A 25,328-nucleotide genomic window follows, 5' to 3' on the forward strand; every position below is an offset into this window, starting at 1 on the left:
ACGTACAACCAGCAGACCTTTGGTTCTGGATGCCGTTCCGCGGCCGGTTCCCCCGAATCGATATACCAACAATTCTGGCCGACGGCGGTTGAGGAAACCTTGCGCCGGGTGATTGCAATGATTGCAACGCAATCGCTGGAGGCAAACAGCACCAAGGTCACTGTTCAGCTGGAAGGGGACCGGATAGGGCGGCTGGCGCGGGAACGTCGAAGACACCGGAACCGGCAGTGCTTTGGGCGGCGCGGTGTAGTGCTGCGTTAAGCCCTCGGTGCAGGATCCGGCTAGTCGTCGGCCTCGATGAATCTGTGCTGCTCCGGCCCGTCCGGCTCTCCTCCGGATCCCTCTTTGACCGGTCGGAGCGAACCAGGTTCAATGCCGTAGTGCCGATACAGCTCATCCTCCTGGGCGGGGAGCAAATGGCCGTGGACCGTGAAGCGCGGAGTGTGCTTGATGACGTCCTTCGAGTACTGAACGCAGACCTGGTCCTCAATGATCTCCGCGCCGCGCAACGGAACAAAAGAGGCGTGCGTGCCAAACGAGCCGCTGCCCACGGTGATCCACTTCGGCATACCGGTTTTATCGTCGAGGTAGACGTCATCGAGGTAGCCGATTTTGTGGCCGGTGGAGTCGACGATGCTGCCTTTGTTCTCCATGAGGGCTTCAATTTGGGAATAAGTGATCATGGTCCGCTCCTGGACTGGCCGGAAAAAATCCATAAGGCTACTGTTTAATTATGGCTATCAATGAGGGCAGGTACAAGGCATCGGAAACGGCCTCCAGCAAACATCCTGGAGACTGGGGCAGGGCCATGGCACGCGCTATGGCTGACCTGGTTGACCAGGCGGCCGAGGACACCACCGGCCGCGGACACGAGGAGCTCTACGGCGAGGATCTGCACCTATTGATCCGCGAGATCGAGGACGGCGTGGAGATTACTCTGTCCTGGACTCCGGGCGAAGACTAGCCCGGGCGAAGACTGAATGGAGACCAAGGTTGTCGGCATTGTCACCGATCCTGATCTGCCTAACGAGATCGCCAACCGGCTCAAGGACGAATTGCCTGACGTTCTGGCCAGCGGCGTCACGGACAAGGTGAATTGGGAAGTCCGGGTCAAGTGCCAGCCCATGCCTTTGGATGAAAACGGCAAAATCGTCATCTGGCGGAACAGTCAAAAGCTGAAGGAAGATGAAGGCTACGATTTTCTCATCTGCCTGACTGAACTAACCCGTCGGCTGGAGGGACAGCTAGTGCTCTCCGACGTCAATATCGATTACGACTCCGCCCTTATTTCACTGCCGGCGCTCGGTCCCGTCAGGCTCCGCCACCACGTTAAGAACGGCATTGTGCGGGTGGTGCGGGTGATGCTTGACGACGATCTGCAGCCGGAGCGGGAAGCGGTCAAAAAGCACCGCCCCTTGCGCCTTTCGGACAGAATGCAATCGCCCATCAGGCAGGAGACAACCAACAGCGAGGAGGGCGGAACCGACTCCTATCTGGCGCTGGAGGGATTCCGGGGCGCGATGCGCCTGCTGTTCGGCATGGTCCGGATTAACCGTCCCTGGCTGTTGCTGCCCAGCCTGTCCAGTGCGATCGCCGCCGCCGCCGCCGCGGCGGCGTTCGGTATCTTCTATGCCAGCATTTGGACTATGGCCGACTCGCTGGTCCCCGGGCGGCTGCTGCTGATCAGTGTGATCGCAGTCGCGGCCATGATCACCTGGTTGATTGTTTATAACGGGCTGTGGCAGGAAAGCAGGCATATCGGACGCGACAAGGACGCGAGGGTCTACAACGCGGCGACCGTCCTCACCCTGATAGTCGGTGTGCTCTGTATGTATGGACTGCTGCTTGTGGTGACGTTCCTGGGCTCATTGACCGTTATCCCGGGCGCGTACTTCGAGGACACCCTGGGCCACTCGATCACTTTGTTGGATTACATCGAACTCGCATGGTTGGCCAGCTCAATGGGAACGTTCGCCGGTGCTCTCGGTTCCAGCTTCGAAAGCGACCAGGCGATTATGCAGGCGACGTACGGGCGCCGGGAGCAGGAACGGCACGAGCGGGTGAGCGAGAGCCAGGAAAGCGGGGAACGGGATTCCGACAAACAGGCAGGGCTGGCGTTTCGGCGGGTACGGTCGCCGGCGCGGAGTAACAGGCGCAGTTAACCGGCGCGAAGTAACAGGCGCCGCTAATGTGTGACCGGAGGTCCCGCTTCTGCCCAGCGGGCCAGTACGACGACGGCATCACCGGCCGTCGTATCCCCACGATGATGTGCCACTTCCGCGAGCACTACGCGGGCAGCCTCTGATGGATGGCTGCCGAGGGACATCTGTTCGCGCAGTCCGTTGACGAACCTCGTCAATCCGTATTCCGTTCCCGCAGGGCCCCGTGCACCAGTAACACCGTCGCTGAAGAGTGCCAGCCAGTCCCAGGGGCGGAGCCGGTGCTCGCCCGGCGCCCTGCTGAAGCCGGTGGCCGGAACGGAATCGAGGTCGGGGCCGGTGGGCGGTGGAACCGGCGCATGCGATTTAACCACTGAATCCGGCCGGCCGAACGGCAACCGGCGTCCGCCCATCAGCACTTGGGAGACTCCCGCCTGTGGCACCACGACGGGCGGCGGATGGCCCGCGGTCAGGTAGAGCAGCCGGCCGTTGGTCAGATCAACCTCGGCCAGGATGCCACTGACATGGTTTCCTGGGCCGAAGCGGATGGCCAGCGCTTCGTCGATTCCCGCGCCCTGGTCGACGAGGTCGTCGCCGTTGCGGCGTGCCGCGCGGTAGGCGGACACGGCCACGGCTGCGAGCATCGCCGGGCTGCCGGCACCTGCCGAACCGCTGCCGTCGTCGTACATGCCGAAAATAGCCAGGTGCGCCGTTGTTTCCGAGAGTGAGTAGTCAAAGATGCCGCCGCGGGCATCGGGCACCGGGTCCAGCGCCCCCGCGACCACCAGGCAGTCCGTGGCGGCACTGTGGGCGGGAAGCAGATGGTGGATTAGTTGGGCATCGGTGCTCGTCGGCGTCTGATGGGCCAACGTACGCAGGGCATCTCCGGACCTGTTGGATGCCGCCGCGAGCCGGGCGATTAACCCGGACAACCATAGGACTTGTTCACGCATCCCCGGGTCGTGCAGCCCTGCGGTGTCCTGATTGTCGCCCAGTGCCACTTCGACGACGCCGAGCCGCTCCGAACCGTTGACCAGCGGGACCCAGAGCCTGCCATCCTCGTGGGACGCGACGACCTTGAGCTCCTGGAAAGCGCGGCCGGGCATGGAGCCGTCCACCTCCAGCCCCGCGCCGTCTGCAGAGCCGTGCCGGGCACCGTTCCCGCGGCTCGGAGTCTCATTCCCCGCGCCGCCATCTGCACCGTCCAGCAGCGGCACCAGGTGACGCTGGCCGTCGTCGGCAAGGTAGATGGTGAGATCGACGCCCATGTCCTTTCCCGCCGCCGCGGCAACAGCGGGCAGTCGCTCCGGCGGAGAGATCTGCATGCCGCTAAGCAGGTGGACCAGCGCCGCCAACGGGCCATGGTCCGGCAGCGGCTCGCTCACCGGCCTGCTATAGGGCGCCCGGGCGGATGAGGACGACTCCCGAAGGTACTCGTTCAAAGCCTGGGACAATAGATCCCGCTGCAGCGCCGGCAGGGCATTCGCACCATGGATGTAGGCCTCCACCTCGAACTGACCGGCGCCTCCGCCCAGGCTGAAGTAGCGCATCCACAGCTCTTCCATTTGCAGACCGGCACGCTCCACTGCTTCCTTGAAGAGCCGGCGCTGCTCGTTCTCGTCCATGCCGGCGGCCATGGTCACTCCCCCGCATTGATCGTCGACTTCACCAGGTTCTCCGCAACCTCCACGAGCGCCGTATCTTCCCTGCGCGCCGAGGCCATCAGCACTGACACGGCCTCCTCGATGGTCAGCCCGTCGCGCTCGAGGAGGATACCCGCCGCCGTCGATATGATGTCCCGGCTGTGCAGGTTCTCCCGAAGATTGTCTGAAATCCGCTGCGCGCTCCGGCGGGCCTGCACGTTTGCCACGAGAATGGCTGCCTGCGCCGCCAACAACTGGAGCAGGCGCTCGCTCCGTTCATCGAAGGCCGCCGGCTCAGGCGAATAGATCTTCATGGCGCCGAGGGCAGTCGTCCCAACGCTGAGTGGGACGCTCACACTCGACCGCAGCGGCAGCGTCTGCACCGCCGTCGTCCATCGCGGCCATCTGCTCTCCGACGCGGCGTCGTCCATCCGGATTACCGACGTCGTCGCCCATGCCGTCAAGCAGGGCCCCTCCCCGAGGTCATACTGCAACTGATCCACCTGTTCGACGACGGGGTCCGAGGCTGCGGAAGTTGATTGGCGGCCGGATGGGTCAATCAGCGTTACGCCCGAGCCCGACGCGCCGGGGACGGATTCCGCCGCCGTGGAGGTAATCAGGCACAGGGCGGCCGCGACGGTATCTTCGTCGAGCAGAAACCCCGACGCACGTGCAGCGACGGCGGCCAACTCGTCCGCCAGCGGAAGTTGCGCTGTCACGGCTGCCTCAGTTCACAGAATCCAATCCCCTGTATGTAATTTTACGTCCATCAGGCGTCGGTGGAGGGTGTATTCCGGCGCGAATATCCTGCCCTTGTTGTTGGCCAAGGCAACCGGTAATGTTTTGGACGGTTGAGCAGTCGGCCATACGTTCCTGCCCGCCTTGAGGAGTCATTTCTTTGGAAGACCGATTGCACGTGTTGGACCGTCGGGACATCGGCAAGACTTCCATCCCCATTGAAGCCGGCGGCGGCCTATCCCGGATGGTGGCCGCATGACCGGCGACGCGCTCCCAACGGTGCAGCATAATTTCGCAGAGTCACGGTTCGACATCTACGACCATGGAGTACGTGCCGGCTTCCTGCAATACGAAATGTCCGACGGCCGGATGTGTTTCATTCTCACGGAACTGACCGCTGCCTACCAGAACCGTGATTTCGCCGCGTCGTTTCTGGGCGGGATCCTCGACGACATGCATCACCGCCGCCTCGCCGTCCTCCCCTACTGCCCGGTGGTCCGGGCCTTCATGTCCACCAGGCCCGAATACTTTGCCCTCGTCCCGGCAGACCAGCGCCGGCGCTTCGGTCTAATAGACGGCGCCGCGTCGCTATCCTGAGTCCGGCTGTAGAATGGCGGTTCCGGCATAACACATTACGGGGGCTGCCATGGGTAGCGAGCTTATCGAGCAAAACACCAACAATTTCCTTCAGGACGCGGTTCTAAGTTCGGCCGATGTCGAAGAATTCCTGGATGAACTATGCCGCCATGCGGTGCAGGAACTCAGCGACGGCAGCGAAGTCCTGTGCGGAATCACTCTGCTGCGGGACAAGAAGGCAGGCACCGTCGCGAGCAGCAGCAAAAGCGCCCGCAGGATGGATGAAATCCAATACAACTACGACGACGGCCCGTGCTTGACTGCTTCGCGGGAACAGAAGCCGGTACTGATATCGGACCTGGCTGAGGAGCCCCGCTGGCCCGGCTACGCCGACGTCGTCGTGCAACACGGAATGCGTTCGGTACTGGCCGTGCCCTTCAATCTCGAAGGAGAAGCCAAGGCCGCGATCAACCTCTACTCTGATGCACCCGGAAAGTTCGACGGCGACGACGTCACGAGAGTCACGGCCTTCGCCGATGAGGCAGCCCGCTCCCTGCGCCTGGCCATCCGGATTGCCCTGCACAGTGAAAGGTCCGCGGATCTCAAAGCTGCCATGGATTCCCGGACCGTTATCGACATGGCAGTCGGCATCGTAATGGGGCAAAACCGGTGCAGTCAGGATGAGGCCATCGAATTCCTCAAAAAGGCGTCCTCGAACCGCAACGTTAAACTGCGTGAAGTAGCCGGACAGTTGGTGGCCGGAGTCGGGAAGACTCCCGAACCCAGGGCCCATTTCGAAGCTTGACCTCCGGCGCAAAGGCCTCGTTGGCGCGCCGCCCCCGGTTCTGTAATATTGGAGCAACGGTCAAGACGCGGCCCAATCTATCGCTTGTGTAAGCGGTTGGTGCTGGGACCGCACGCCGTCCGCCTACTGGAATCGTGCCCATGACCGGTGCCCACTGCGTATCTAAAGGATGTGGACTGAATTGGGGCACCCATGAGCACTACGAGTACCGGCACAGCTGAGGACTCGACGCTCGAGCATTTGCAGAACATGATTCTTGGCACGGATGATGTCGAGAAATTTCTGGATGAACTGGCCCATTACACTGCGACAAAACTCTCCGGAGCTGACGACGAGGTTTTGTGCGGCATTACGCTTCTCCGGCATAAGAAGGCCGCCACGGTGGCCAGCAGCAGTGAACGCGCGCAAGCCATGGATGAGCTGCAATACGAATACGCGGACGGGCCGTGCCTGAATGCCGCGCGCGAGCACGTCACCAACTACATTCCTGACCTGAACAGCGATGAGCGCTGGCGGGAATTCACCCGCAACGTGGCCGGCCGCGGGATGCGTTCGATTCTCGCCGTCCCCTTCCAGCTGGAGGGTGGGGCAAGTGCTGCACTGAACCTCTACTCGGATGAGGCCGGCAAGTTTGACGACCTGATTGATACTGCCGAGTCCTTCGCCGTCCAGGCTTCCAACGCGTTGCGGCTGGCATTGCGGCTGGCACAGCATAACGACACTGAGGCGAACCTCAAGGCCGCGATGGCATCGCGGACGACGATCGATCTGGCTGTCGGGATCATTATGGGCCAAAGCCGGTGCTCGCAGGAGAGCGCCTTCGACATTCTGCGCAATGCCTCCTCGCACCGGAACATCAAGGTGCGCGAAGTTGCGGCCGAGATCGTTGCCTCCGTGGGGCAGAGGAAGGAGCCGGTAACGCACTTCCAGCAGTGAGCCTGGCACGGTGGCTCGTGCCGCCTCCCGATCATGACAATCCATGACCGTGCCCTATATCTCTATGGTCGGGTCGGGGTGTTACGATCACCGGAAGCGCGTGGGCTTGCTGGGGAGTCCGCGGATGCATGAACACGCGCCGGCATGCAACGAAACGTTGTGACTTGGTCTCATTGACTCTGCGGACAGGCGGAGCCCGGAATGACGCTCGATACCACCACTCTGCGAGTGGCATTCAGCATAACTGCGCTGACCCTGGTCGTACTCTTCTACTTTGTGACTTTCCGCAGCACCCGTTCTGCCTACAGCGCCTGGTGGTGCATTGCGCTGGGACTGTTTCTGACCGGATCCGCCGCGTATCTTTTGGACGGCACTTTTCATCAGCGGTGGGCCAATCCGCTGGGAAACGTTCTGCTTGTGCTCGGTGCGGTCGGGGTCTGGGCGGGCGCGCGGTCCTTAAGAGCAGCAAGGCCGCCTGTCTGGGTCTTCGCTGTGGCTCCCCTGCTTACTCTCGTGGCGTCCGTCGTCGAAAATCCCGCCATCAATGATTGGGCCGGCGGCGCTGTTTTCCTCGCGCTGATGTGTCTGGGGATCGGCCTCGCGTCTCTTGAACTGTGGCGCCTGGAACCTGGCTATTCCCGTGTCCACCGGCCGTTGGCCGCGGCATCGGGGCTGCTTGCCGTGTATTACATCGCGCGGTGCATAGCTTTCCTGGCCGTAGGTCCCGATGGTGACGTTTTCAGTACCTACTTCGGCTCCGACATAACGACCCTGATAACACTGGTGCTGCTGGTGGCCGTGTCCTTCAGCATGGCCTCGCTGAGCAACGAGCAACTCACCAGGGAACTTAGGGCAAGTGCAACACATGACGGCCTGACAGGGGTCCTCAACCGCAGCGGTTTCCTCGATCTCGCCACCGAAGAACTTCGGCATATGAAGCGCGTAGGAAGTGTTGGTTCGCTCGTCCTCGTTGACCTGGACCATTTCAAGTTAATAAATGACGAGTATGGGCACAGCGGCGGCGACTCCGCCATCCGTGCGTTCGCCGCTGCATGCACCGGTTCAGTCCGGTCCACCGATTATGTCGGGCGTTATGGCGGAGATGAATTCATCATCCTGCTCCCCGGTGCCGCTCCTTCCGGAGCTGAGAACGTCGCGTCGCACATCAGCCGGCGGCTGGCAGATATGAACGTACCGGGGGATATCCGGCTGCCCACTGCCAGCTACGGAATAGCGTCAATCGATCCCGTCAATGCGGACCTGGACACGCTGATTGCCTCCGCGGATACCGCGTTGTACCGCGCGAAATCGCTCGGCCGCAACCGGGTATGCCGCGCGTAGCCGCCCAGAGCGTCAACGACTATCTACTTTCCAGACGGGATCAGCCCCTTGGCTGGTTTCCTGGTTCGGTACCACCGGAGGGTCTCCCGGATACCTGTCTCATAGTCGGTCACTTTCCCGGGACCAAATGCATTGCGGTATTTTGTGGAGTCGATGACGTGTGGCTGCCGGAATTGATACAACATCTCGGCCCCCTCACGTGCCACCGGCGAAAACACTCCCGCGGCCCGCACCAGGCCCGGGCCAAGGTTATGCACGCGGAAGGGTCTCTCAATTGCGACAGAAATCAGGTCAATAAAACCGGCGGCGGATATCGGTTCAGGCGTCGGGATATGCCATGCCTTGCCAAGAGCCTCCTGCCGTTCGCCGAGCTCGACCAGACCGTAGGCGAAGTCCTCGATATACATGGGCGTCAACGGCATATTCAACGCCCCGGCCCACAATCCCGGCTTGTCCCTCACAGCGGCGCCGAAGAGATTGCGGCCCAGCAGCGACTCGACGGCCGGGCCGTACAGCTCTGGAGCACGGCCGATGACCGTGGCCACCTGGCCCCTGGAATGAGAGGCCAACACCCGTTCCGCCAACCAGGCCCGGAGCACGCCTTTGTTGCTGGCGGGGCGGGAGGGAAGATTTTCCGCCATCGGGCCATCAACCCGTCCATACATCCAGGTGTCATCGACGAAGACCATCCGCGCCCCCGCTGACTCCGCCCCTGCCAGGATTCCGTCAACAGCGGCGGGGAAGTCCGCACGCCAACGCGTGAGAGGCGGATTCACGGCGTTGTACACAACACCCGCGCCCTGGCACACCTGACGCATTGCTGCCGCATCGGTTGCGTCCGCAGAAACGAATTCCACGCCGTCGACCGGCGGGTCCACCGGAGTTGACCGGTTAACTGCCCGCACGCGCCGGCCGCGCCGGCGCAACTCACGCACCAACGCCCTGCCCGTTCCGCCACTGGCGCCTACTACGACATGAACCTTGTCTTCAACGCTCATGGCCATCCTTTTTTCTGGTCCGGGGAGCGCAGGCACAATTCGCTCCGAGGGCACTGTCCTGGGCCTTCAATCTACAACGACCAGCTTCCAGCCGGTGAGGAATATACATCCAAGAGGCACCATAGGTTTTTATAAGGTCATCGGCGAAATATGTCTTGCATAGCGATTCTTGAAAAGAAGAGCCTTCCTCAATTACCGGTCTCTGTACTTAGGAGCTAATCGGTCATGTCTGTATCGAGGCGGAATGTTTTACAGTTGGGCGCTTTAGGGGCTGTGGGCGCGGGTTTGGTGACTGTGCCGATCTCGACGGTTTCGGCGAAGTCGGCCAGTGAGCTTGATGAGTCTCAGATGCCCCGGCCCTATAGAACCGCGTTCGTGCGGCCACCAAAGCTGCGGCCCAAGTCCGTGACGTGGGAGGACGGGCAGCGGGTGAACCACTACGAAATTTCGATGCGTCAGAGCACGGCGCGGATCGTGCCCGGGAAGACGACCCGGATCCTGGGCTACGAGGGGATCTTCCCGGGCCCGACGATCGAGTTGGAGCGGGGAACACGGGCGACGGTCAACATGCGCAACAAGCTGCCCAAGTACCACCCGCAGTGGGGCCACCTGCTCTCCTCGGCGACGCATTTGCATGGTTCGGCGTCACTGCCCCAATATGACGGGTACGCCAACGACGTGACCCCGCCGGGATTCTGCAAGGAATACCACTACCCGAACTTCCAGCCGGCCCGCACGCTCTGGTACCACGACCATCAGGTCCATTACACCGCCCAGAACGTCTACTCCGGCCTCGCCGGCGTCTACGTCATGCACGACCCGCTGGAGCGCAAGCTGCTGCCCCAGGGCGCGTTCGATGTTCCGCTGGTGGTCAGCGACGCGATGTTCGCCGCCGACGGGTCCCTCGCCTACGACGACCGGTCCCATTCCGGACTGTGGGGCGATGTGATCCTCGTCAACGGCCGGCCCTGGCCGGTGATGAAGGTCCAGCCCCGGGTCTACCGGTTCCGGGTGCTCAACGCCTCGATCTCGCGTTCCTACCGCTTCGCGCTCAGCACCGGGGACCCGATGCATATGGTCGCCACCGACGGCGGACTGATGCCACGGACCCAGACCGTCAACAATTTCCGCCACGCGATGGCCGAACGCTATGAGGTACTGATCGACTTCAGCAAGTATCGGCCCGGCACCCGGGTCGAGCTGCGGAACCTGTCCAACGACAATAACCGCGACTACGACCACACGAACAAGGTGATGGCCTTCGACGTCGTCGCCCCGCCGAGTATGAAGAAGATGAAGGCCGACCCGAAATGGAACCGGATCCCCACCACTCTGGCCCACAGCGAGGTGATGGAACTGGACCCGAAGGACGCGGTCAAGACCCGCCACTTCCGGGTCCAGCGCGGCGGGGAAGTCGAACCCTGGACCATTAACGGCGTCACCTGGGAAGACGTCATCGCCAGCAACTTCAAAATGGTCAGCGCCAACCCGAAACTCGGGGCAACGGAAATCTGGGAGTTCGAAAACAAATCCGGTGGCTGGTTCCACCCAATGCACATCCACCTCATCGACTTCAAAATCCTCAGCCGCGACGGAAGAGCCTCCTTCCCCTACGAACGCGGACCTAAAGACGTCGTCTACGTCGGTGAAGGCGAAACAGTCAGACTCCTCATGAAATTCGGCCCCCACAAAGGCCGCTACATGGTCCACTGCCACAACCTCCCGCACGAGGACCACTCCATGATGATGCAATTCAGAGTAGGCCCCATCGCAGACGACACCATCGACTGCGACCCCATGCTCGCAGACCCCGCACACCTCGACACAGAACCGGACTAAGTACGCCTGACCGAAACAGTTTCATCGGTTTGAACCAGATCGGACTGTCAACGCAAGCGCGACTGCTGTCGATCGCCGTCGCCGCTTGGTCTTGCATGTGACATGTGACCGGAGTCTGCGCTTATATGTTGCCGTCCTTGTTCTGGCAAGTACTTGAGCCAAGATCGGATCAATTTTGAGCCAATCCTGAGCTACCTCTTGACATGCGCAGCAAACGGGTGATGGACACACCCAAAGTTAGGTAGCCGCCTACCCCCACAAGTAGGGCTGGGAATCACATTCCAATTTGGAGACTATATATCTTGTAGTTCTTAACGGGGAATAGGGGGGCCATCATGAGTGCGAGCAAAGCTCAAACCGCTGAAGGCTTTATACATGTGAAGGTGCTCGGCGAGTTGCAGATACGCCGAGGGGATGCGGTGCTGCGGGCCCGTGATTTTGGAGGTCGCAAGCCGCGGCAGATCCTGGAAATACTGATCCTGAACCGGGGTACGCCGGTTTCCAAGCACCGGCTCGTCGACCTGGTCTGGGGCGACGCGGCACCGCCGGAGGCGCTGCCTACCCTGGAAAGCTACATCAGTATTCTGCGCCGACGAATCCAACCCGGCCTAAGCAAAAACGGGCCGCTGCGGACGGTCGCGGCCGGCTACATTATCGACCGCAACCTGATCGATCTGGACTTGGACCGCTTCAACGCCGCCATCGACAAGGCCCAGCACGCACCCGCCGCGGAAGCGTATCCATCGCTGCTGGAGGCCCTGGCGATGGCCGCCGAACCGCTTCTGGCCGACGAATACACCGCCGAATGGGCCGAAGCCGAACGCCAGACCCACACCACCCGGCTGGGATGGGCCATGGTCGCCGCTGCGAATGCCGCAAACCAAATCGGTCAGAGCGAGGACGCGATCCGGCTCGCCCACCGCGCCATCGACGCCGACAAACTCGACGAAAACGCTTGGTCTGCCCTGCTCGAGGCTCTGGAAAACGCAGGACGGCACGCCGAAGCACTGCATGCCTACGAGCAATGCCGGCAGTTATTCATTGAAGAACTTGGCTGCACGCCCGGACCATCACTGCAGAAAATTCATCGCGATCTACTCCAAGGCGCTGCCGACTCCGACGACAGCCTCTCCGAACTTGTCTCGGCGCTGCTCTGCCTGCACGCTCACACTGCTCCAAAAGTCCCGTCCATCGATGCTCCTCCGGTCCTGGTCGCGGGAGCGGCGCCTGGGGATGAACTGCTGCGCGAGGCGAGCCGGGTGCTGTCCAGACTCCTCAAACAAGCCCGACTCACCGTGCCGGTGCCGGCTTAAGGCCGCCTGTCGGCACGACTGAACCGACACGACACTCAACACTGCCGACTCAAACCAATAAGCAACAGAACCGGGGCCGGAACATACCTTCCAGATCAATGTTCGTTCGACATCCATCTCACGAAAATGGGTAGATTATGAAAACGTCTCCACTGACCACCACCGCCCTGACCATCCTCCGCGTCGCGGCAGGCTTCATCTTCGCCGCCCACGGCTGGCAGAAATTCAACGAATTCACCATAGCCGGCACTCAGGCGTCCTTCGCGGAGATGGGCGCCCCCGCCCCCGACATCACGGCCCCAATCATCGCAACGCTTGAACTCGTCGGCGGCATCGCACTGATCCTGGGCCTCCTCGCCCGCCCATTCGGAGCCCTGCTGACCCTCGACATGACAGGTGCCTTCTTCATCGTCCACCTGCCGGCAGGCATCTTCGTCAGCAACGGCGGCTTCGAATTGGTGCTCATACTCGGTTCCGCAGCACTGGCCATTGCGCTGACCGGTCCCGGCCGTCTGTCTCTCGACCACGCACTCTTCGGCCGCCGGAACTCCAAAGTACGGCTGCTCGCCTCCAATGACGCCGCTGGCCCCGGCAGGCGATCCGTCAACGCAGGGTAAACCAGCCTCGGTAGAGGAACCTTCGCACCGACGGGCATCGGCCAAACGGATCATCTCCATCGCCTGTGCCCGTTCGGGCTTTTCCCCAGTCGGAGCTTTCCGCTGGCCAACAAAAAATAGTAAGGCTACTGTTTAAGTTAGTCATCATCCGCTACCACCCGTCTGTGGGTTATCCGCTGATTTTCGGAAACACCAACGCGGGAACCGCGCGAAGGGATCTACTTATGCGAGCAGTAGTTTGGCACGACGAAGGCGACATCCGGCTCGACAATGTCGATGATCCGACGATTCGGGACCCCAACGATGCCATCGTTCAGATCACCCGCAGCGCTATCTGCGGTACCGATCTGCACTTCATCCGCGGCACTATGGCAGGCATGAAGGAGGGCACGATCCTCGGACACGAGGCTGTCGGCGTCGTGACCGAAGTGGGTGCGGCCGTGCGTGGTTTCAGCGCCGGCGACCGGGTCATCGTGTGCTCCACTATGTCCTGCGGTTTCTGCCGGTACTGCCGCGAAGGGCACACCGCCCAGTGCGACGTCGCCAATCCCAACGGGCCGCAGGCCGGCACATGTTTCTTTGGCGGCCCTGCGCCAACCGGCCCCGTGAACGGGTTGCAGGCCGAGTATGCGCGTATTCCGTGGGCAGCGCATACATTGATCCCCCTTCCGGAGAATGTCTCAGACGATCAGGCGATTCTTCTCTCCGACATTTTTCCAACATCCTGGTTCGGAGCCGAGCTGGCCGGAGTGAAAACCGGCGACACCGTGGCCGTCTATGGTGCCGGGGTAGTCGGCCAGCTGGCTATCGCCTCCGCGTTCCGCCAAGGTGCTGGCCGCGTCTGGGCCATTGACGACGTCGAAACCCGGCTGGTCCAGGCATTGGAGCAAAACGCTGAGGTCATCAATTTCAACAAGGAAGATCCGGTCGAGGCCATCCATGAAGCGACGCAAGGCATGGGCGTCGATGCGGTGATTGACGCCGTCGGAGTTGATGCCGATAAGCCAAGCAGAGGTCCGGCGGCTGAGCAGGCAGCGGGCCAGTCCGAACAGTTCCGCGCCGAGGTGGAGCAGGTGGCTCCGGGCGCCGATCCAAAGGGCGATTTGTGGGTTCCCGGCGATGCACCGTCCCAGGCGGCTCAATGGAGCATCCAGTCGGTGGCCAAGTACGGCCGGATCGGCATCATTGGTGTCTACTCCCCCGATCTGACGTCCTATCCGATCGGCTTGGCAACCAACAAAAACCTGACCATCCGCGCCGGGAACTGCAACCACCGCGCAGTGACACCGCCGCTGCTGGATCTAGTGGCCTCCGGGGTTTTCGATCCCACGAAGTTCATCACCCAGCACGAGGAAATTCCGGACGCCATCGGGGCCTACGAGAATTTCGACCGCCGCGAGGAGGGGTGGACCAAGACTGTACTGGACGTGGGTTGACCCGCCCGTAGTTGACCTAATAGGAGGAACACCATGACTGAACGCCCACCGATGGACCCCAATACCAGCGAGGCCACCAAGAAGCAGTTGGAACTCGCCAAGGAACAAGGCGATGCCTACGGCCGCGCGCTGAAATACATGACCGGAACCGTGGCGAACGACGGCGGCCAGCAGGAGGCCGGCGAGTACCTGATCGGCTACGCGGTCGAAGAAGCCGAAGGCATGTATGAATGGCTCGACGCCGGCAATCTGCACTGGCACGAGCCGGAAGAAGAGAACTGCCACGTGGAGGTGGTGGTCTGTGATGCCGCCGACGGCCGTTTCGTTCCGGTCGCGAAGGTCTTCGCCACGCTCATCGATCCGGACGGCAACAATCTCGGAACCCACGAGCAGCCCCTGATGTGGCATCCCATGATGTACCACTACGGCCGGAACTGGACCGTGCCCGCCGATGGGACCTACACGCTTCGGGTCAGGGTCGAGCCACCGACGATCCACCGCCACGACGAGGTCAATGGCAAGCGTTTCACGGAGCCTGTGGAGGTCGAGTTCACCAACGTTAAGGTCAAGCGGGGCAAGGACTGAGCGGCCCCGGAAGGGTGTCAAATCCCACGTTTGTATAACGGAAGTGCCATTACGCCCGATTTATGGAACATTTAAGGGTCACCGGCAGTTCCACTATAAATGGGGTTTTTGCCCAGCACATTCACAGCATCGTCCAGAGGAAAGGCCCGAACAGGTATTTCCCTGCCGGCCCGCACCCTTGGACATGTCGAAGGAAGGTCCCTCTTGCCACTAGCCAAGACCAAGAATCAACGCCTGGCTGAGCCCGACAGCCAACCCATAGACGGGCCTAATACAGAGACTACTGCACCGGCGCCGTCGAAGACGCCCAAGTCCAAGAAGGATTCCGACGGCGGCACGAAGGTTGCGCCCAAAACCGGCGGCAGCGCTAAGACTGCTTCTAAAACCAAGGCCACGGCCAAAGTTGCGCCGAAAACCAAGGGCGCCACCGCCGTCGTAAGCAAAGCTGACGCTGGCGCGAAGCCGGACGCCGATACCAACCCTGGCGCCGATGCTGACGCCAAGCCGGACACCGACGCCACGCCAGCGGAGGATGCCAAGGCTGAGGAGAAGGAGGAAGCCCGCCAGGGCGGCGGCTTCGTCTATTCAGACGCGGACGACGACGACACTCCCGTTCAGCAGGTGCTGTCCGCAGGTGCCTCTGCGGATCCGGTCAAGGATTACCTGAAGCAGATCGGCAAGGTCGGCCTGCTCAACGCCGCCGAAGAGGTTGATCTGGCCCAGCGGATCGAGGCCGGTCTATTCGCCGCGCACAAGTTGGCCAATGACGAGGGTATGGACGCCAAGCTCAAGCGCGAGCTGAAGTTCATTGTGCACGACGGTGAGATCGCGAAGAACCACCTGCTTGAGGCAAACCTGCGCCTCGTCGTGTCCCTGGCCAAGCGGTTCACCGGCCGCGGCATGCCGTTCCTGGACCTGATCCAGGAAGGCAATCTGGGCCTGATCCGTGCCGTCGAGAAATTCGATTACGCCAAGGGCTTCAAGTTCTCCACCTACGCCACCTGGTGGATCCGCCAGGCGATCAGCCGCGCCATGGCCGACCAGGCCCGCACCATCCGCATCCCGGTGCACATGGTCGAGGCGATCAACAAGCTGGCCCGCGTACAGCGGCAGATGCTGCAGGACCTGGGCCGCGAGCCGGAGCCCGAAGAGCTGGCCCACGAGCTGGATCTGACCCCGGAAAAGGTCGTCCAGATCCAGAAGTACGGCCGCGAACCGATCTCGTTGAACACTCCCCTGGGCGAAGACGGCGACTCCAGCTTCGGTGACCTGATTGAGGACTCCGACGCCGTCGTGCCGGCCGATGCGGCCAACTTCACCCTGCTGCGCGAACAGCTGCATGCGGTGCTGGACACCCTCGACGAACGCGAAGCAGGTGTGCTGTCCATGCGCTACGGCCTCACCAACGGCAAGGCTGCGACCCTGGATGACATTGGCCAGACCTACGGTGTCACCCGCGAGCGGATCCGCCAGATCGAGACGAAGACCATGGCCAAGCTGCGCCACCCTTCACGCTCGCAGGTGCTGCAGGACTACCTGGACTGAGCCTCACAGGAGGAATTTGTCTGGGGTGAGCGGCAGGTCGCGGATCCGGATACCAGTGGCGTTGTAGGAGGCATTGGCGACGGCGGCGGCGGCACCGACGATACCGATCTCGCCAACCCCCCGGGCTCCCAGCGGCCCGGCGTGCGGGTCCACCTCATTGAGCCAGACGGCGTCGACGTCGGCAATGTCGGCGTTGGTGGGAATGTGGTATTCGGCGAAGTCGTGGTTGACAATATGGCCGAACCGCGGATCCAGCACACTTTGCTCGTGCAGCGCCATGCCGATGCCCATGGTCATGCCGCCAATGAACTGTGACCGGGCCGTGCGGGCGTTGATGATCCGTCCGGCGGAAAATACCCCCAGCATCCGGGAGACACGGATCTCGCCAGTGTCTGCATGCACCTGGACCTCGGCGAACTGGGCACCGAAGGAATGCATCGCGTACCGCTCGGTGTCCGGATTTTCCGGCGTCTTCGACTGTACCTCTGCCCCCGGAACGGGCTTCTCCCCGTACCGCTCGCGGAACTCGTTCGCCGCCGCGATGATGGCCGCGCCCCAGCTCGCCGTTCCGGAGGAGCCGCCGGCCACCGAAGCCATTGGCAGCGCGGTGTCGCCGATTTCCAGCCGGATCCGATGCGCCGGAACGTCCAACGCGTCTGCGGAGATCTGCGTGAGCGTGGTCCACGTTCCGGTGCCGAGATCGGCCGCACCGATATGGACGGCATAGGTTCCGTCAGCGCTGAAACTGATCCGCGCCTGCGAGACAGGCTGGAGCAGGAAAGGATACGTTGAGGCGGCCACGCCGATCCCGGTGCGCCAGTGGCCGTCCATGCGCTTGCCCGGCTCCTGGCGATGGTTCCAGCCGAACCGGTCTGCACCTTCGGCGAGGCACTGCAACAGCTTCCGGCTCGAGTACGGGTTGCCGGTTTCCGGATCAGTCTCCGGCTCGTTGCGGGCGCGCAGTTCGATCGGATCGATACCGCAGGCAATGGCCAGTTCGTCCATCGCCACTTCGGGTCCGAACATCCCCGGTGTCTCCCCCGGCCCCCGCATCCAGGAGGGCACAGCTACATCCATCGGGGCCAGCCGGTGCGTGGTCCGCCGGTTCGGCGCGGCGTACATCATCCGTGCCGGTACGCCGGTCTGCTCGGCGAATTCTTTGATCTTCGAAGTTTGTCCGACGACGTCCATGGCAACTGCGGTGAGTCTGCCGCCGTCGTCCGCTCCCAACCGCACACGTCCAATGGTTGGCGTCCGGTAGCCTGCCAGCGAGAACATCTGCTGCCGGCTCAGCGCGAACTTCACCGGCCGGCCGCCGCTGCGCTGGGCCGCCAGGGCGGCGAGGACCACATTCGCGTGCGGCAAGCCTTTGGAGCCGAACCCGCCGCCGACATGCGGAGCGATGACACGGACGTTTTCCGGGTCCAGGCCGAAGATTGGTGCGATTGTCTGCCGCACCGGGTGCACGCCCTGCGTCGAGTCGTAGAGCGTGAGGTTTTGGCCGGCCCAGAGCGCCACCGTCGTGTGCGGCTCCATCGGATTGTTGTGTTCGGCCGGCGTGGTGTAGGTCTGATCCACGGTGACGGCGGCCGCCGCCATCGCCGTGTCAACGTCGCCGTCGCTGGTATCGGTCTTTTTGCCGGCGTTGACCTCGTCCGGCGCATACAGCCCAGGGTGGTCGGCGGTCAACTGTGCGTCATGCTGCTCTTCGTCGTAGCTGACCGTCACCAGCGAGGCCGCGTGCCGGGCAGTCTCGGGGGTCTCGGCAATCACGGCGCCGACGAACTGGCCACGGAAGCCAACGCCGGGTCCCTGCAGGACGGCCAGCTCGGCATCGTCCGTATTGGCGAGGCGGGGTGCGTTTTCATGCGTAAGTACGGCGATGACGCCCTCGAGCGCTTCGGCCGCACCGGTGTCGATCCCGGTGATTCGGCCCAGGGCGATCGTGGACTGGAGCGGATGCAGGTAGGTGGCGTCCTCCACCGGCTGTTCATAGGCATAGGGAGCGGTTCCTTCGACCTTGGCCGCGCCGTCGATGCGCTCCAGCGGCTGGCCGATGGCCTTCGAGGCAAGCATCCCGGTCATCGTCCTGCCTCCGGTTCCGTTCTATTACCCTCGGCCCACGCAGCAGTCAGTCCGCGCAGGACGGCGACAATAGTGTTGCGGGCCATTGGCACCTTGAATTCATTGCCGGCCAGGGGATCGGCCGCTTCCAACTCGGCCTCGGCCGCCCGCCGGAAATTTTCCTCCGTGGCGGGTCCGCCGCGCAACAGTTCTTCGGCGCGGGCCGCACGCCAGGGTTTGTGCGCCACACCTCCCAAGGCGATCCGCACATCCCGGATCACGGGCGCGCCAGCCAGTGAGCCGTCGTCGTCAATTTCGATCGCAGCAGCGACGGAAACCAATGCGAACGCGTACGAGGCCCGGTCCCGCACCTTCCGGTAGGCCGAACGGCGGGCCATCGCCGACGGCGGCAAGTCGACCGCGGTGATAAGTTCGCCGTGCTCCAAAATCGTGTCCCGCTCCGGCTCGTCGCCGGGAAGCCGGTGGAATTCCGACAGAGGGATGATCCGCTCCCCCTCCACGCCAAGGACGACGACGGTGGCATCGAGCGCCGCCAAGGCGACCGCCATATCCGATGGGTGAACCGCCACGCAATCTTCGGAGGCACCCAGGATGGCGTGGTAGCGGGTGTAGCCTTCCAGCGCCGAACAGCCCGTGCCGGGTTCGCGCTTATTGCATGGAGTAGTGACGTCCTGGAAGTACACGCACCGGGTGCGCTGCAGGAGATTGCCGCCGGTGGTCGCCATATTACGCAGTTGCCCAGAGGCGCCGGCCAGCAGCGCCTCGGCGAGGACCGGATAACGTTCGCGGATCAGTGGGTGGGCCGCGAGATCGCTGTTGCGGACGGTGGCGCCGATCCGCACGCCGCCGTCGTCGAGCTGCTCCACTCTGTCCAACGGCAGCCTGCTGACGTCCACCAGCAATTCCGGAGCGGCGATGCCCAGTTTCATGTGGTCAACCAGATTGGTACCGCCGCCGAGGAACTTCGCGTTCGGCCGGCCGGTCACCGTTGCCACCGCGCTGGCGGCCCCGTCGGCCCGTTGGTATTCAAACGGGATCATGCCTGGCCCGTTTTCTGGTCTGCCACCTGGCGGATGGCGGCGACGATATTGACGTAGGCTCCGCAGCGGCAAAGATTACCGCTCATCCGCTCGCGGATCTCGGCGTCGGTCAATTCAATCGGACTGTTAAGGTCTTCGGTGACATGGCTGGGGTGGCCGCCCGCCGCCTCGTCGAACATGCCGACGGCGGAACATATCTGCCCCGGGGTGCAGTAACCACATTGGAAACCATCCTGGTCCAGGAATGCCTGCTGCACGGGATGAAGCGTTCCGCCGGTGGCCACTCCGCCTCCGGCCAGACCCTGGGCGGTGGTGACCTCGTCACCGTCATGCGCCACGGCAAAAATAAGGCACGAAGTAACCCGCCGGCCATTGAGCAGGACCGTGCAGGCGCCGCACTGGCCGTGATCACAGCCCTTCTTGGGCGATGTAATGCCGAATCTGTCCCGCAGAGCGTCCAGTAACGTGGTGCGGGTGTCGACGATGGCGGAGCGCTGCTGACCATCCACCCGAAGGTTGATTTCCCTGTCCATGACGCGTGCCTCTGCGGTGGATGATAAGTCGGCTTGGTTTGTAACCTATACCAGGGGCCGCGGGCCCTACAACCCTCTGTGCTAAGCGAAAGTCCGGCTTGCCGGTTAGCTTACCGGCGCGTCGACTCGCTCGGGCCGGACATCCGGGGCAGCCGCATCGACTTCGACGGCGCTATTCCGGTCGTCGTCGAGCGGTGACTTTCCTGGAGCGTCACGCTGGATCGTCGTCGCAAGCGGAACCTCTTTGACCAGGCAAAGGAGCGCCACGGCGATAACCGCAAGTGGAACCATGTAGAGGAACAGCGGCGCCAGCGCGTCGTTATAGGACTCGATGATGGGCACGCGCAGAGCCTCGGGCAGTCCGTGAACCACGCCCGGCGTCAGGCTTTCGGGCCCACCGGTCGCGCCCGATGCACCGGAGGGCATGCGCTCAACCAAAAGCGAGGTCAGCCGCGTGGTAAAGAGGCTTCCGACCACGGCCGCCCCGAGTGAGGCGCCGATCTGCCGGAAATAGGTGTTCGACGCCGTCGCGGTTCCGACCTGCGAGTTCGGAAAGGTGTTCTGCACAATCAGCACCAGGACCTGCATGCTCAGCCCAAGACCGAAGCCCATCACGCCGAGGAACACGCACAGCACCCATAGGTCCGTCTGAACCTGCAGCGTCGACAGCAGCACCAGGGCCACGGCCAGGACGCCCGCGCCCGTGATCGGCATCCACTTGTACCGGCCGGTCTTGCTGATGACGAACCCGGAAGCCGTCGAGGTAATGAGCAGCATCAGCATCATCGGGATCATCACGAATCCGGCCTGGGTAGCGGATATGCCCGTGACCATCTGGATGTAGGTGGGCATGTAGCCGAGGACGCCGAACATCGCGACGCCGATCAGCAGGCCGGCGCCCGTGGTGAGGATGAAGTTGCGTTCCTTGAACAGGTGCATCGAAATGATCGGCTCGGCCGCGCGGCGTTCCACCAGGACAAACAGGACGGCCGCAATCGCTGTGAGAGCCAGCAGGCCGAGAATGACGGGCGATCGCCACGCGTGTTCGCTGCCGCCCCAGGACGCGGCGAGGACGAGCGCCGTCGTCGCAATGGCCAACAGAGCCATACCGCCAAAGTCGACGCGCGGCCGGGAGTTGCTGCCCGTGGGCAGGTGCAGGAAGAAAACCGCGGCCAGCAGGGCCAGCACGCCAAGGGGAAGGTTGATCCAGAACGTCCAGCGCCAGCCGATGCTTTCCGTGAACCAGCCGCCCAGCAGCGGTCCGGCCACCGAAGAGACGGCGAAAACGCCACCCATGATGCCCATGTACTTTCCGCGTTCACGGGCCGGAACGACGTCGGCAATGATGGCCTGCGACAGGATGATCAGCCCACCCCCACCGAGACCCTGAATGACCCGGCCAACAATCAGCCAGGACATATTTCCGGCCAGGCCGCCGACGATGGACCCGGCCATGAACAGCACGATGGCGATGATCAACAGGCTCTTGCGGCCGATGAGATCGCCCATCTTGCCGTAGACCGGCATCATGATGGTGGACGCCAGGATGAAGGCGGTCATTACCCACAGCATCTGGTCGACGCCGTTGAGCTCGCCGACCATGGTGGGCAGGGCGGTACTGAGGACCGTCTGGCTCAGTGAGGCGAGCAGCATCGACAGCATGAGGCCGATGAAGAGCAGGACCAGACCCGACTTTTCGTGCGTGGTGTTGGCGGGTGTTTGCGTGGGTTTCTCCAGTGCGGGGGTTCTGGTCATAGGGCTTTCCTCAACGTTCTTTGAAAAAGGGTGGCGGCGCGGTCGAGGGCGTCGAACTGGGCGACGGTTTCCGACGGCGTTCCTTGCTTCATTGCGAATCGCAGCGCTGCGCTGGCGGTCAGGACCATGACGAGCGCAATCTCGCGGGGAGGCACATCCTCCATGCCGGCGCGCCATTCGGCCGATTCCTCCAGCCGCTCTTCAACCAAAGCGGTGACCAGGGTTTCGACCTTGCTGATATAGGAGATCCGGCGCTGAACGAGTTCGGGATATTGCTCCAGGACTTCGAAACGGCGGCTGGTGGCGCGGTCCCCGCCAAAGGTGGACTGGGCAACCGTGAGCAGGAGCGTGGAAACGCTGTCCAGAAGGCTCTCGGTGATAGCGAAGTCATTCCGGATGTGGTCTGCGATGCTTGGCTCCTGCAGGCCGAGGATCGCGTCTTCCTTCGTGCTGAAGTAATTGAAGAACGTGCGCGCGGAGATGTTGGCCTGCTCCGCGATCGCCTCGATCGTCACGGTCTGCAACCCTTTCCCGAGGGCCATTCCGGCCGCGGCGTTATGAATCGCGGTCCATGTTTCGGCGCGTTTGCGCTCGCGTAGCGGCATCGAAATTAGTTCAGTCACGCAACCATTCTCGCAGATTATTGCATGACTGCAAAGTTGCAGGAACGCAATGTGTGGAACGCCACGGGTGAGTGCAGTCCGCGAGGTGACCGGCTTCGAATACTGGATGTGGTCTTGTGCTGGCGCCAGAATTTCCCAACGTCGACAAGGGACCATAACCATCAGAAGAGTGGGTAGGCTGGAAACGGTTCTACTGCAGGTAGAAGTTGAGTCCGGTAGCGGGAAAAGCGCGGACGCGAGAGCGGAGGAGGGCAACGTGAAGTCAGCAGTTGCGCCGTTCCGCCGGACGCGTACCGCTGTGATGGCCGCCTCCACCATCGCCCTTGCGGCTGCCGCACACGTTCTCGGTGGCGGTAGCTTGCCCAAACCTGACGTCTTCCTGCTCCTCGCCGGATTAGTCATCCTTCCAATTGCCGGCCTGACGGCGCGCAAGGTGTCCACGCCGGCCATGATGGCCGTTCTGGGCATCGGCCAAGTGATCCTGCATGAGGCGTTCGTTCTGCTCGGCCCGGCGCATTCCATGGGAATGGCGGCGCATGGCCACGGCATGGCCCACGGAAGCTCCCCCTCCCTGCTCGGCTCCGCCATGTTGAGCTCCCCCGTCATGCTCGGTGCGCATTGCCTCGCCACGGTGGCCACCGCCGTCGTACTGGCAAAAAATGAGGCCGCACTGTTCGCATTATTGGCCTGGCTGCGCCCGCTCATCCAACTGCCGGAAGTGCAAGCTCCGGCCCTTACACCTCCCATGCGGCCGGCGCCCGCAGGCCGGCGCGTGCCGGTCCAGTGGCGCCAGCTCAAGATCCACCCACTTCGTGGCCCGCCGCTTCTGCGCACTATCCAGCTCTAAATAGCGCGTTCGCGCACCGGATTTTGTGCCTACAGGCACCACGAAAGGTATTCAGTCATGCAAAAAACCACCACATCCCGCACTAAGAGGGCCGCGGCCGTTATCGTCGCCACCGCCTCCCTGATGGCCTTCGGCCTCGGCGCTGCGTCGGCCCACGTCGGGGTCACGCCCGAGTCGACAACGGAGGGCGGCTACACGGAGCTGACTTTCAGCGTCCCTAATGAATCAGAAACGGCCGGCACCAACAAAATAAAGGTCGAACTGCCCACCGACACCCCGTTCACTTCAGTCCGGGCCAAACCGGTTCCAGGCTGGACGGCCAAGGTCGTCACGGGCGAGCTGCCCAAGCCGGTCGAGGTCCAGGGCACCAAAGTGACTGAGGCGCCTACCGCCGTCGTCTGGACCGCTGAGAATGGCAATGCGATCCAGCAGGAGCAGTACCAGACGTTTTCCATCTCGGTAGGGACGCTGCCGGAGGCAGGAACAACTGTGATGCTGCCAACCGCGCAGCATTACACCGACGGAGAGGTCCGCAAGTGGTCGGAGCCGGCCGTTGAAGGCGAGGAAGAGCCCGAAAGCCCTGCCCCGTCCTTCGTTACCACCGCTTCGGAAGGCACCGGCGGGCACCACGCACCGGAGTCCGAGTCCGCATCCGCGACGGCGAACTCAGAGGCAGCCTCCACGTCAACTACGGATACCACGGGACAGACGTTGGGGTGGGTTGCGCTCGGTATCGGTGTACTGGGCTTGATCGCCGGCCTTGCTGCGTTGTTGCGCACTCGAGGCACAAGGAAGGTCTGACTCTCCCGGATTGTCTGGTCGGGCCCGGCTTGTTTGGTCGGGCCCGGCGGGACTTGCTCAGGCCCGGCGGGGTTTGCTCAGGCCCGGCGTTGTTTGGTCGGGCCCGGCGGGGGTTTGGTAACGGCGCGGTAACAATCAGTGCGCTTGCTATATCGCTCCGGCTTTGAGCGTGGCAGGCTCGGGAATTAGGTGTCTCCATCAGCATCGGGGCAGCGACATCCAATCGCTTGTCAGCGCTGGTGACCACCGCGCATTACCTGCATGTGCGTCCAAGATTTGGGCCGCATAAACCTCATGAGGAGAAGCGTTTATGAACATGAAGAAAACACTCCTGCTGGCCCCCGCCGTCGCGCTGGGCCTGACCGCCATGGCCGGTGCGCCCGCCATGGCCGACCATGCCACGGGAACCTACTCCACCACGTTCCAGGACATCAACGAGACCGGTGCCAGCGGCGGTGCCTGGATCACGGTTGAGGGCTCCACCGCGACCGTCACGGTTGAGGCTGCCGGATTGGCCGAGACGTTCAACGACGCCGCGTTCCCACACGTGCAGCACATCCACATCGCTGCGCAGGGAACCTGCCCGACCATCGCCGCCGATGATGCCAACGGCGACGGAATCGTTGACACCGTTGAAGGTGTGCCCTCCTACGGTGAAATCGGCACCACGCTGTCCCTCGGCGATGCCGACAAGAGCCCGGCAGCAGCCACGGACATCAGCGTTGCTCCTTCCGGTTCAGCATTCACCTACGAAGAGACCTTCGAGCTGAGCCAGGCCACCCAGGACTCCTTGGCTGCAGGAACCGGAGTCATCGTCGTTCACGGCATTGATCCTGCCGGCCTGAGCGAGGCAGCCGCCAGTGCTCCCTCGAACCTGGTTCCCGAACTGCCGCTGGCAGCAACGGCACCGGCTCTGTGTGGTGCACTGGAAATGATGCCCGCAGGTGGCGCTGACACCGGTGTTACCGCCGCTGCCACCAACGGTGGCAATGGCGGAAACGAGATGGGCATGATCGCCCTTGGTGGTGGCCTTCTGGCCGTGGCCGGCGCTGCTTACGCCGTCCGCCGCCGCTCACTCGCCGGAGAGTAAGGCAACAGCCACTGGGAACCAGG

General features: G+C 62.8%; 24 protein-coding genes. 15 read left to right on the top strand and 9 right to left on the bottom strand.

From position 1 onward, the window contains the following. Window positions 1–281 precede the first annotated feature (281 nt). Complete coding sequence (locus ACX80B_RS01830; RefSeq protein WP_459292428.1) at window positions 282–683, bottom strand: PRC-barrel domain-containing protein; 402 nt, start codon at window positions 681–683, stop codon at window positions 282–284. Window positions 684–733: 50 nt separating this feature from the next. On the opposite strand from ACX80B_RS01830, the gene ACX80B_RS01835 reads away from it, so the two are divergent. Beyond that, window positions 734–964 (top strand): hypothetical protein, encoded by a 231-nt coding sequence (locus ACX80B_RS01835; RefSeq protein WP_459292430.1) that lies wholly within the window; start codon window positions 734–736, stop codon window positions 962–964. Between the two features lie 16 nt (window positions 965–980). Further along, window positions 981–2,162: a hypothetical protein gene (locus ACX80B_RS01840; protein ID WP_459292432.1), complete on the top strand. Its 1,182-nt coding sequence runs from the start codon at window positions 981–983 to the stop codon at window positions 2,160–2,162. A 23-nt stretch (window positions 2,163–2,185) separates the two neighbouring features. On the opposite strand, the gene ACX80B_RS01845 is transcribed toward ACX80B_RS01840, so the two are convergent. Together ACX80B_RS01845 and ACX80B_RS01850 are read right to left on the bottom strand one after the other, a co-directional pair. Next, a complete protein-coding gene (locus ACX80B_RS01845; RefSeq protein ID WP_459292434.1) occupies window positions 2,186–3,796 on the bottom strand; it encodes a PP2C family protein-serine/threonine phosphatase in 1,611 nt (536 codons plus the stop codon). A gap of 2 nt (window positions 3,797–3,798) precedes the next feature. Beyond that, entirely contained in the window at window positions 3,799–4,521 is a 723-nt protein-coding gene (locus tag ACX80B_RS01850) for a GAF and ANTAR domain-containing protein (RefSeq protein ID WP_459292436.1), read from the bottom strand. Between the two features lie 274 nt (window positions 4,522–4,795). Between ACX80B_RS01850 and ACX80B_RS01855 the strand changes: the two genes are divergently transcribed. The 4 genes from ACX80B_RS01855 (at window position 4,796) to ACX80B_RS01870 (ending at window position 8,198) form a co-directional block, all read left to right on the top strand. After that, window positions 4,796–5,137: a GNAT family N-acetyltransferase gene (locus ACX80B_RS01855; protein ID WP_459292438.1), complete on the top strand. Its 342-nt coding sequence runs from the start codon at window positions 4,796–4,798 to the stop codon at window positions 5,135–5,137. 49 nt (window positions 5,138–5,186) lie between these two features. Beyond that, window positions 5,187–5,921 (top strand): GAF and ANTAR domain-containing protein, encoded by a 735-nt coding sequence (locus tag ACX80B_RS01860; protein WP_459292440.1) that lies wholly within the window; start codon window positions 5,187–5,189, stop codon window positions 5,919–5,921. A gap of 192 nt (window positions 5,922–6,113) precedes the next feature. Beyond that, a complete protein-coding gene (locus ACX80B_RS01865) occupies window positions 6,114–6,857 on the top strand; it encodes a GAF and ANTAR domain-containing protein (RefSeq protein ID WP_459292442.1) in 744 nt (247 codons plus the stop codon). A 201-nt stretch (window positions 6,858–7,058) separates the two neighbouring features. Beyond that, complete coding sequence (locus ACX80B_RS01870; protein ID WP_459292444.1) at window positions 7,059–8,198, top strand: diguanylate cyclase; 1,140 nt, start codon at window positions 7,059–7,061, stop codon at window positions 8,196–8,198. Between the two features lie 23 nt (window positions 8,199–8,221). Here ACX80B_RS01870 and ACX80B_RS01875 read toward each other — a convergent pair whose 3' ends face one another. Further along, complete coding sequence (locus ACX80B_RS01875) at window positions 8,222–9,196, bottom strand: NAD-dependent epimerase/dehydratase family protein (RefSeq protein ID WP_459292446.1); 975 nt, start codon at window positions 9,194–9,196, stop codon at window positions 8,222–8,224. A 225-nt stretch (window positions 9,197–9,421) separates the two neighbouring features. On the opposite strand from ACX80B_RS01875, the gene ACX80B_RS01880 reads away from it, so the two are divergent. From ACX80B_RS01880 to ACX80B_RS01905, 6 genes are all read left to right on the top strand, one after another. Beyond that, window positions 9,422–11,035 carry a multicopper oxidase family protein gene (locus ACX80B_RS01880; RefSeq protein ID WP_459292448.1) on the top strand — a complete coding sequence of 538 codons (1,614 nt, stop codon included), beginning with the start codon at window positions 9,422–9,424 and terminating at the stop codon, window positions 11,033–11,035. A gap of 335 nt (window positions 11,036–11,370) precedes the next feature. Continuing rightward, entirely contained in the window at window positions 11,371–12,348 is a 978-nt protein-coding gene (locus tag ACX80B_RS01885) for an AfsR/SARP family transcriptional regulator (RefSeq protein WP_459292450.1), read from the top strand. Window positions 12,349–12,485: 137 nt separating this feature from the next. Further along, complete coding sequence (locus ACX80B_RS01890; RefSeq protein WP_459292452.1) at window positions 12,486–12,965, top strand: DoxX family protein; 480 nt, start codon at window positions 12,486–12,488, stop codon at window positions 12,963–12,965. Window positions 12,966–13,189: 224 nt separating this feature from the next. After that, window positions 13,190–14,401 (top strand): alcohol dehydrogenase catalytic domain-containing protein, encoded by a 1,212-nt coding sequence (locus ACX80B_RS01895; protein ID WP_459292454.1) that lies wholly within the window; start codon window positions 13,190–13,192, stop codon window positions 14,399–14,401. Between the two features lie 33 nt (window positions 14,402–14,434). Further along, window positions 14,435–14,986 (top strand): iron transporter, encoded by a 552-nt coding sequence (locus tag ACX80B_RS01900; RefSeq protein WP_459292456.1) that lies wholly within the window; start codon window positions 14,435–14,437, stop codon window positions 14,984–14,986. 99 nt (window positions 14,987–15,085) lie between these two features. After that, a complete protein-coding gene (locus tag ACX80B_RS01905) occupies window positions 15,086–16,531 on the top strand; it encodes an RNA polymerase sigma factor (protein ID WP_459292458.1) in 1,446 nt (481 codons plus the stop codon). A 3-nt stretch (window positions 16,532–16,534) separates the two neighbouring features. Here ACX80B_RS01905 and ACX80B_RS01910 read toward each other — a convergent pair whose 3' ends face one another. The 5 genes from ACX80B_RS01910 to ACX80B_RS01930 form a co-directional block, all read right to left on the bottom strand. Continuing rightward, on the bottom strand, window positions 16,535–18,616 hold the full coding sequence (locus ACX80B_RS01910; RefSeq protein ID WP_459292460.1) for a xanthine dehydrogenase family protein molybdopterin-binding subunit: 2,082 nt from the start codon (window positions 18,614–18,616) through the stop codon (window positions 16,535–16,537). After that, complete coding sequence (locus ACX80B_RS01915; protein WP_459292462.1) at window positions 18,613–19,656, bottom strand: FAD binding domain-containing protein; 1,044 nt, start codon at window positions 19,654–19,656, stop codon at window positions 18,613–18,615. Before ACX80B_RS01915 ends, ACX80B_RS01910 begins: the two co-directional genes overlap by 4 nt. Beyond that, the gene (locus ACX80B_RS01920; RefSeq protein WP_459292464.1) at window positions 19,653–20,189 is read right to left on the bottom strand and encodes a 2Fe-2S iron-sulfur cluster-binding protein; all 537 of its coding nucleotides are present in this window, start codon (window positions 20,187–20,189) and stop codon (window positions 19,653–19,655) included. Before ACX80B_RS01920 ends, ACX80B_RS01915 begins: the two co-directional genes overlap by 4 nt. A 105-nt stretch (window positions 20,190–20,294) precedes the next feature. Beyond that, window positions 20,295–21,944, bottom strand: coding sequence for an MDR family MFS transporter (locus tag ACX80B_RS01925; RefSeq protein WP_459292466.1), 1,650 nt, complete (start codon window positions 21,942–21,944; stop codon window positions 20,295–20,297). Beyond that, window positions 21,941–22,567, bottom strand: coding sequence for a TetR/AcrR family transcriptional regulator (locus tag ACX80B_RS01930; protein ID WP_459292468.1), 627 nt, complete (start codon window positions 22,565–22,567; stop codon window positions 21,941–21,943). The genes ACX80B_RS01925 and ACX80B_RS01930 overlap by 4 nt, the downstream gene beginning before the upstream one ends. Before the next feature lie 256 nt (window positions 22,568–22,823). Here ACX80B_RS01930 and ACX80B_RS01935 point away from each other — a divergent pair, with 256 nt between their 5' ends. The 3 genes from ACX80B_RS01935 to ACX80B_RS01945 all read left to right on the top strand — a co-directional run bounded on the left by ACX80B_RS01935 (window position 22,824) and on the right by ACX80B_RS01945 (window position 25,305). Then, window positions 22,824–23,414, top strand: coding sequence for a hypothetical protein (locus tag ACX80B_RS01935; RefSeq protein ID WP_459292470.1), 591 nt, complete (start codon window positions 22,824–22,826; stop codon window positions 23,412–23,414). 57 nt (window positions 23,415–23,471) lie between these two features. Next, the gene (locus tag ACX80B_RS01940) at window positions 23,472–24,215 is read left to right on the top strand and encodes a YcnI family copper-binding membrane protein (RefSeq protein WP_459292472.1); all 744 of its coding nucleotides are present in this window, start codon (window positions 23,472–23,474) and stop codon (window positions 24,213–24,215) included. 316 nt (window positions 24,216–24,531) lie between these two features. Beyond that, window positions 24,532–25,305, top strand: a complete 774-nt coding sequence (locus tag ACX80B_RS01945; RefSeq protein WP_459292474.1) for a hypothetical protein — start codon at window positions 24,532–24,534, stop codon at window positions 25,303–25,305. Window positions 25,306–25,328 lie beyond the last annotated feature (23 nt).

It is taken from the genome of Arthrobacter monumenti (assembly GCF_054511255.1).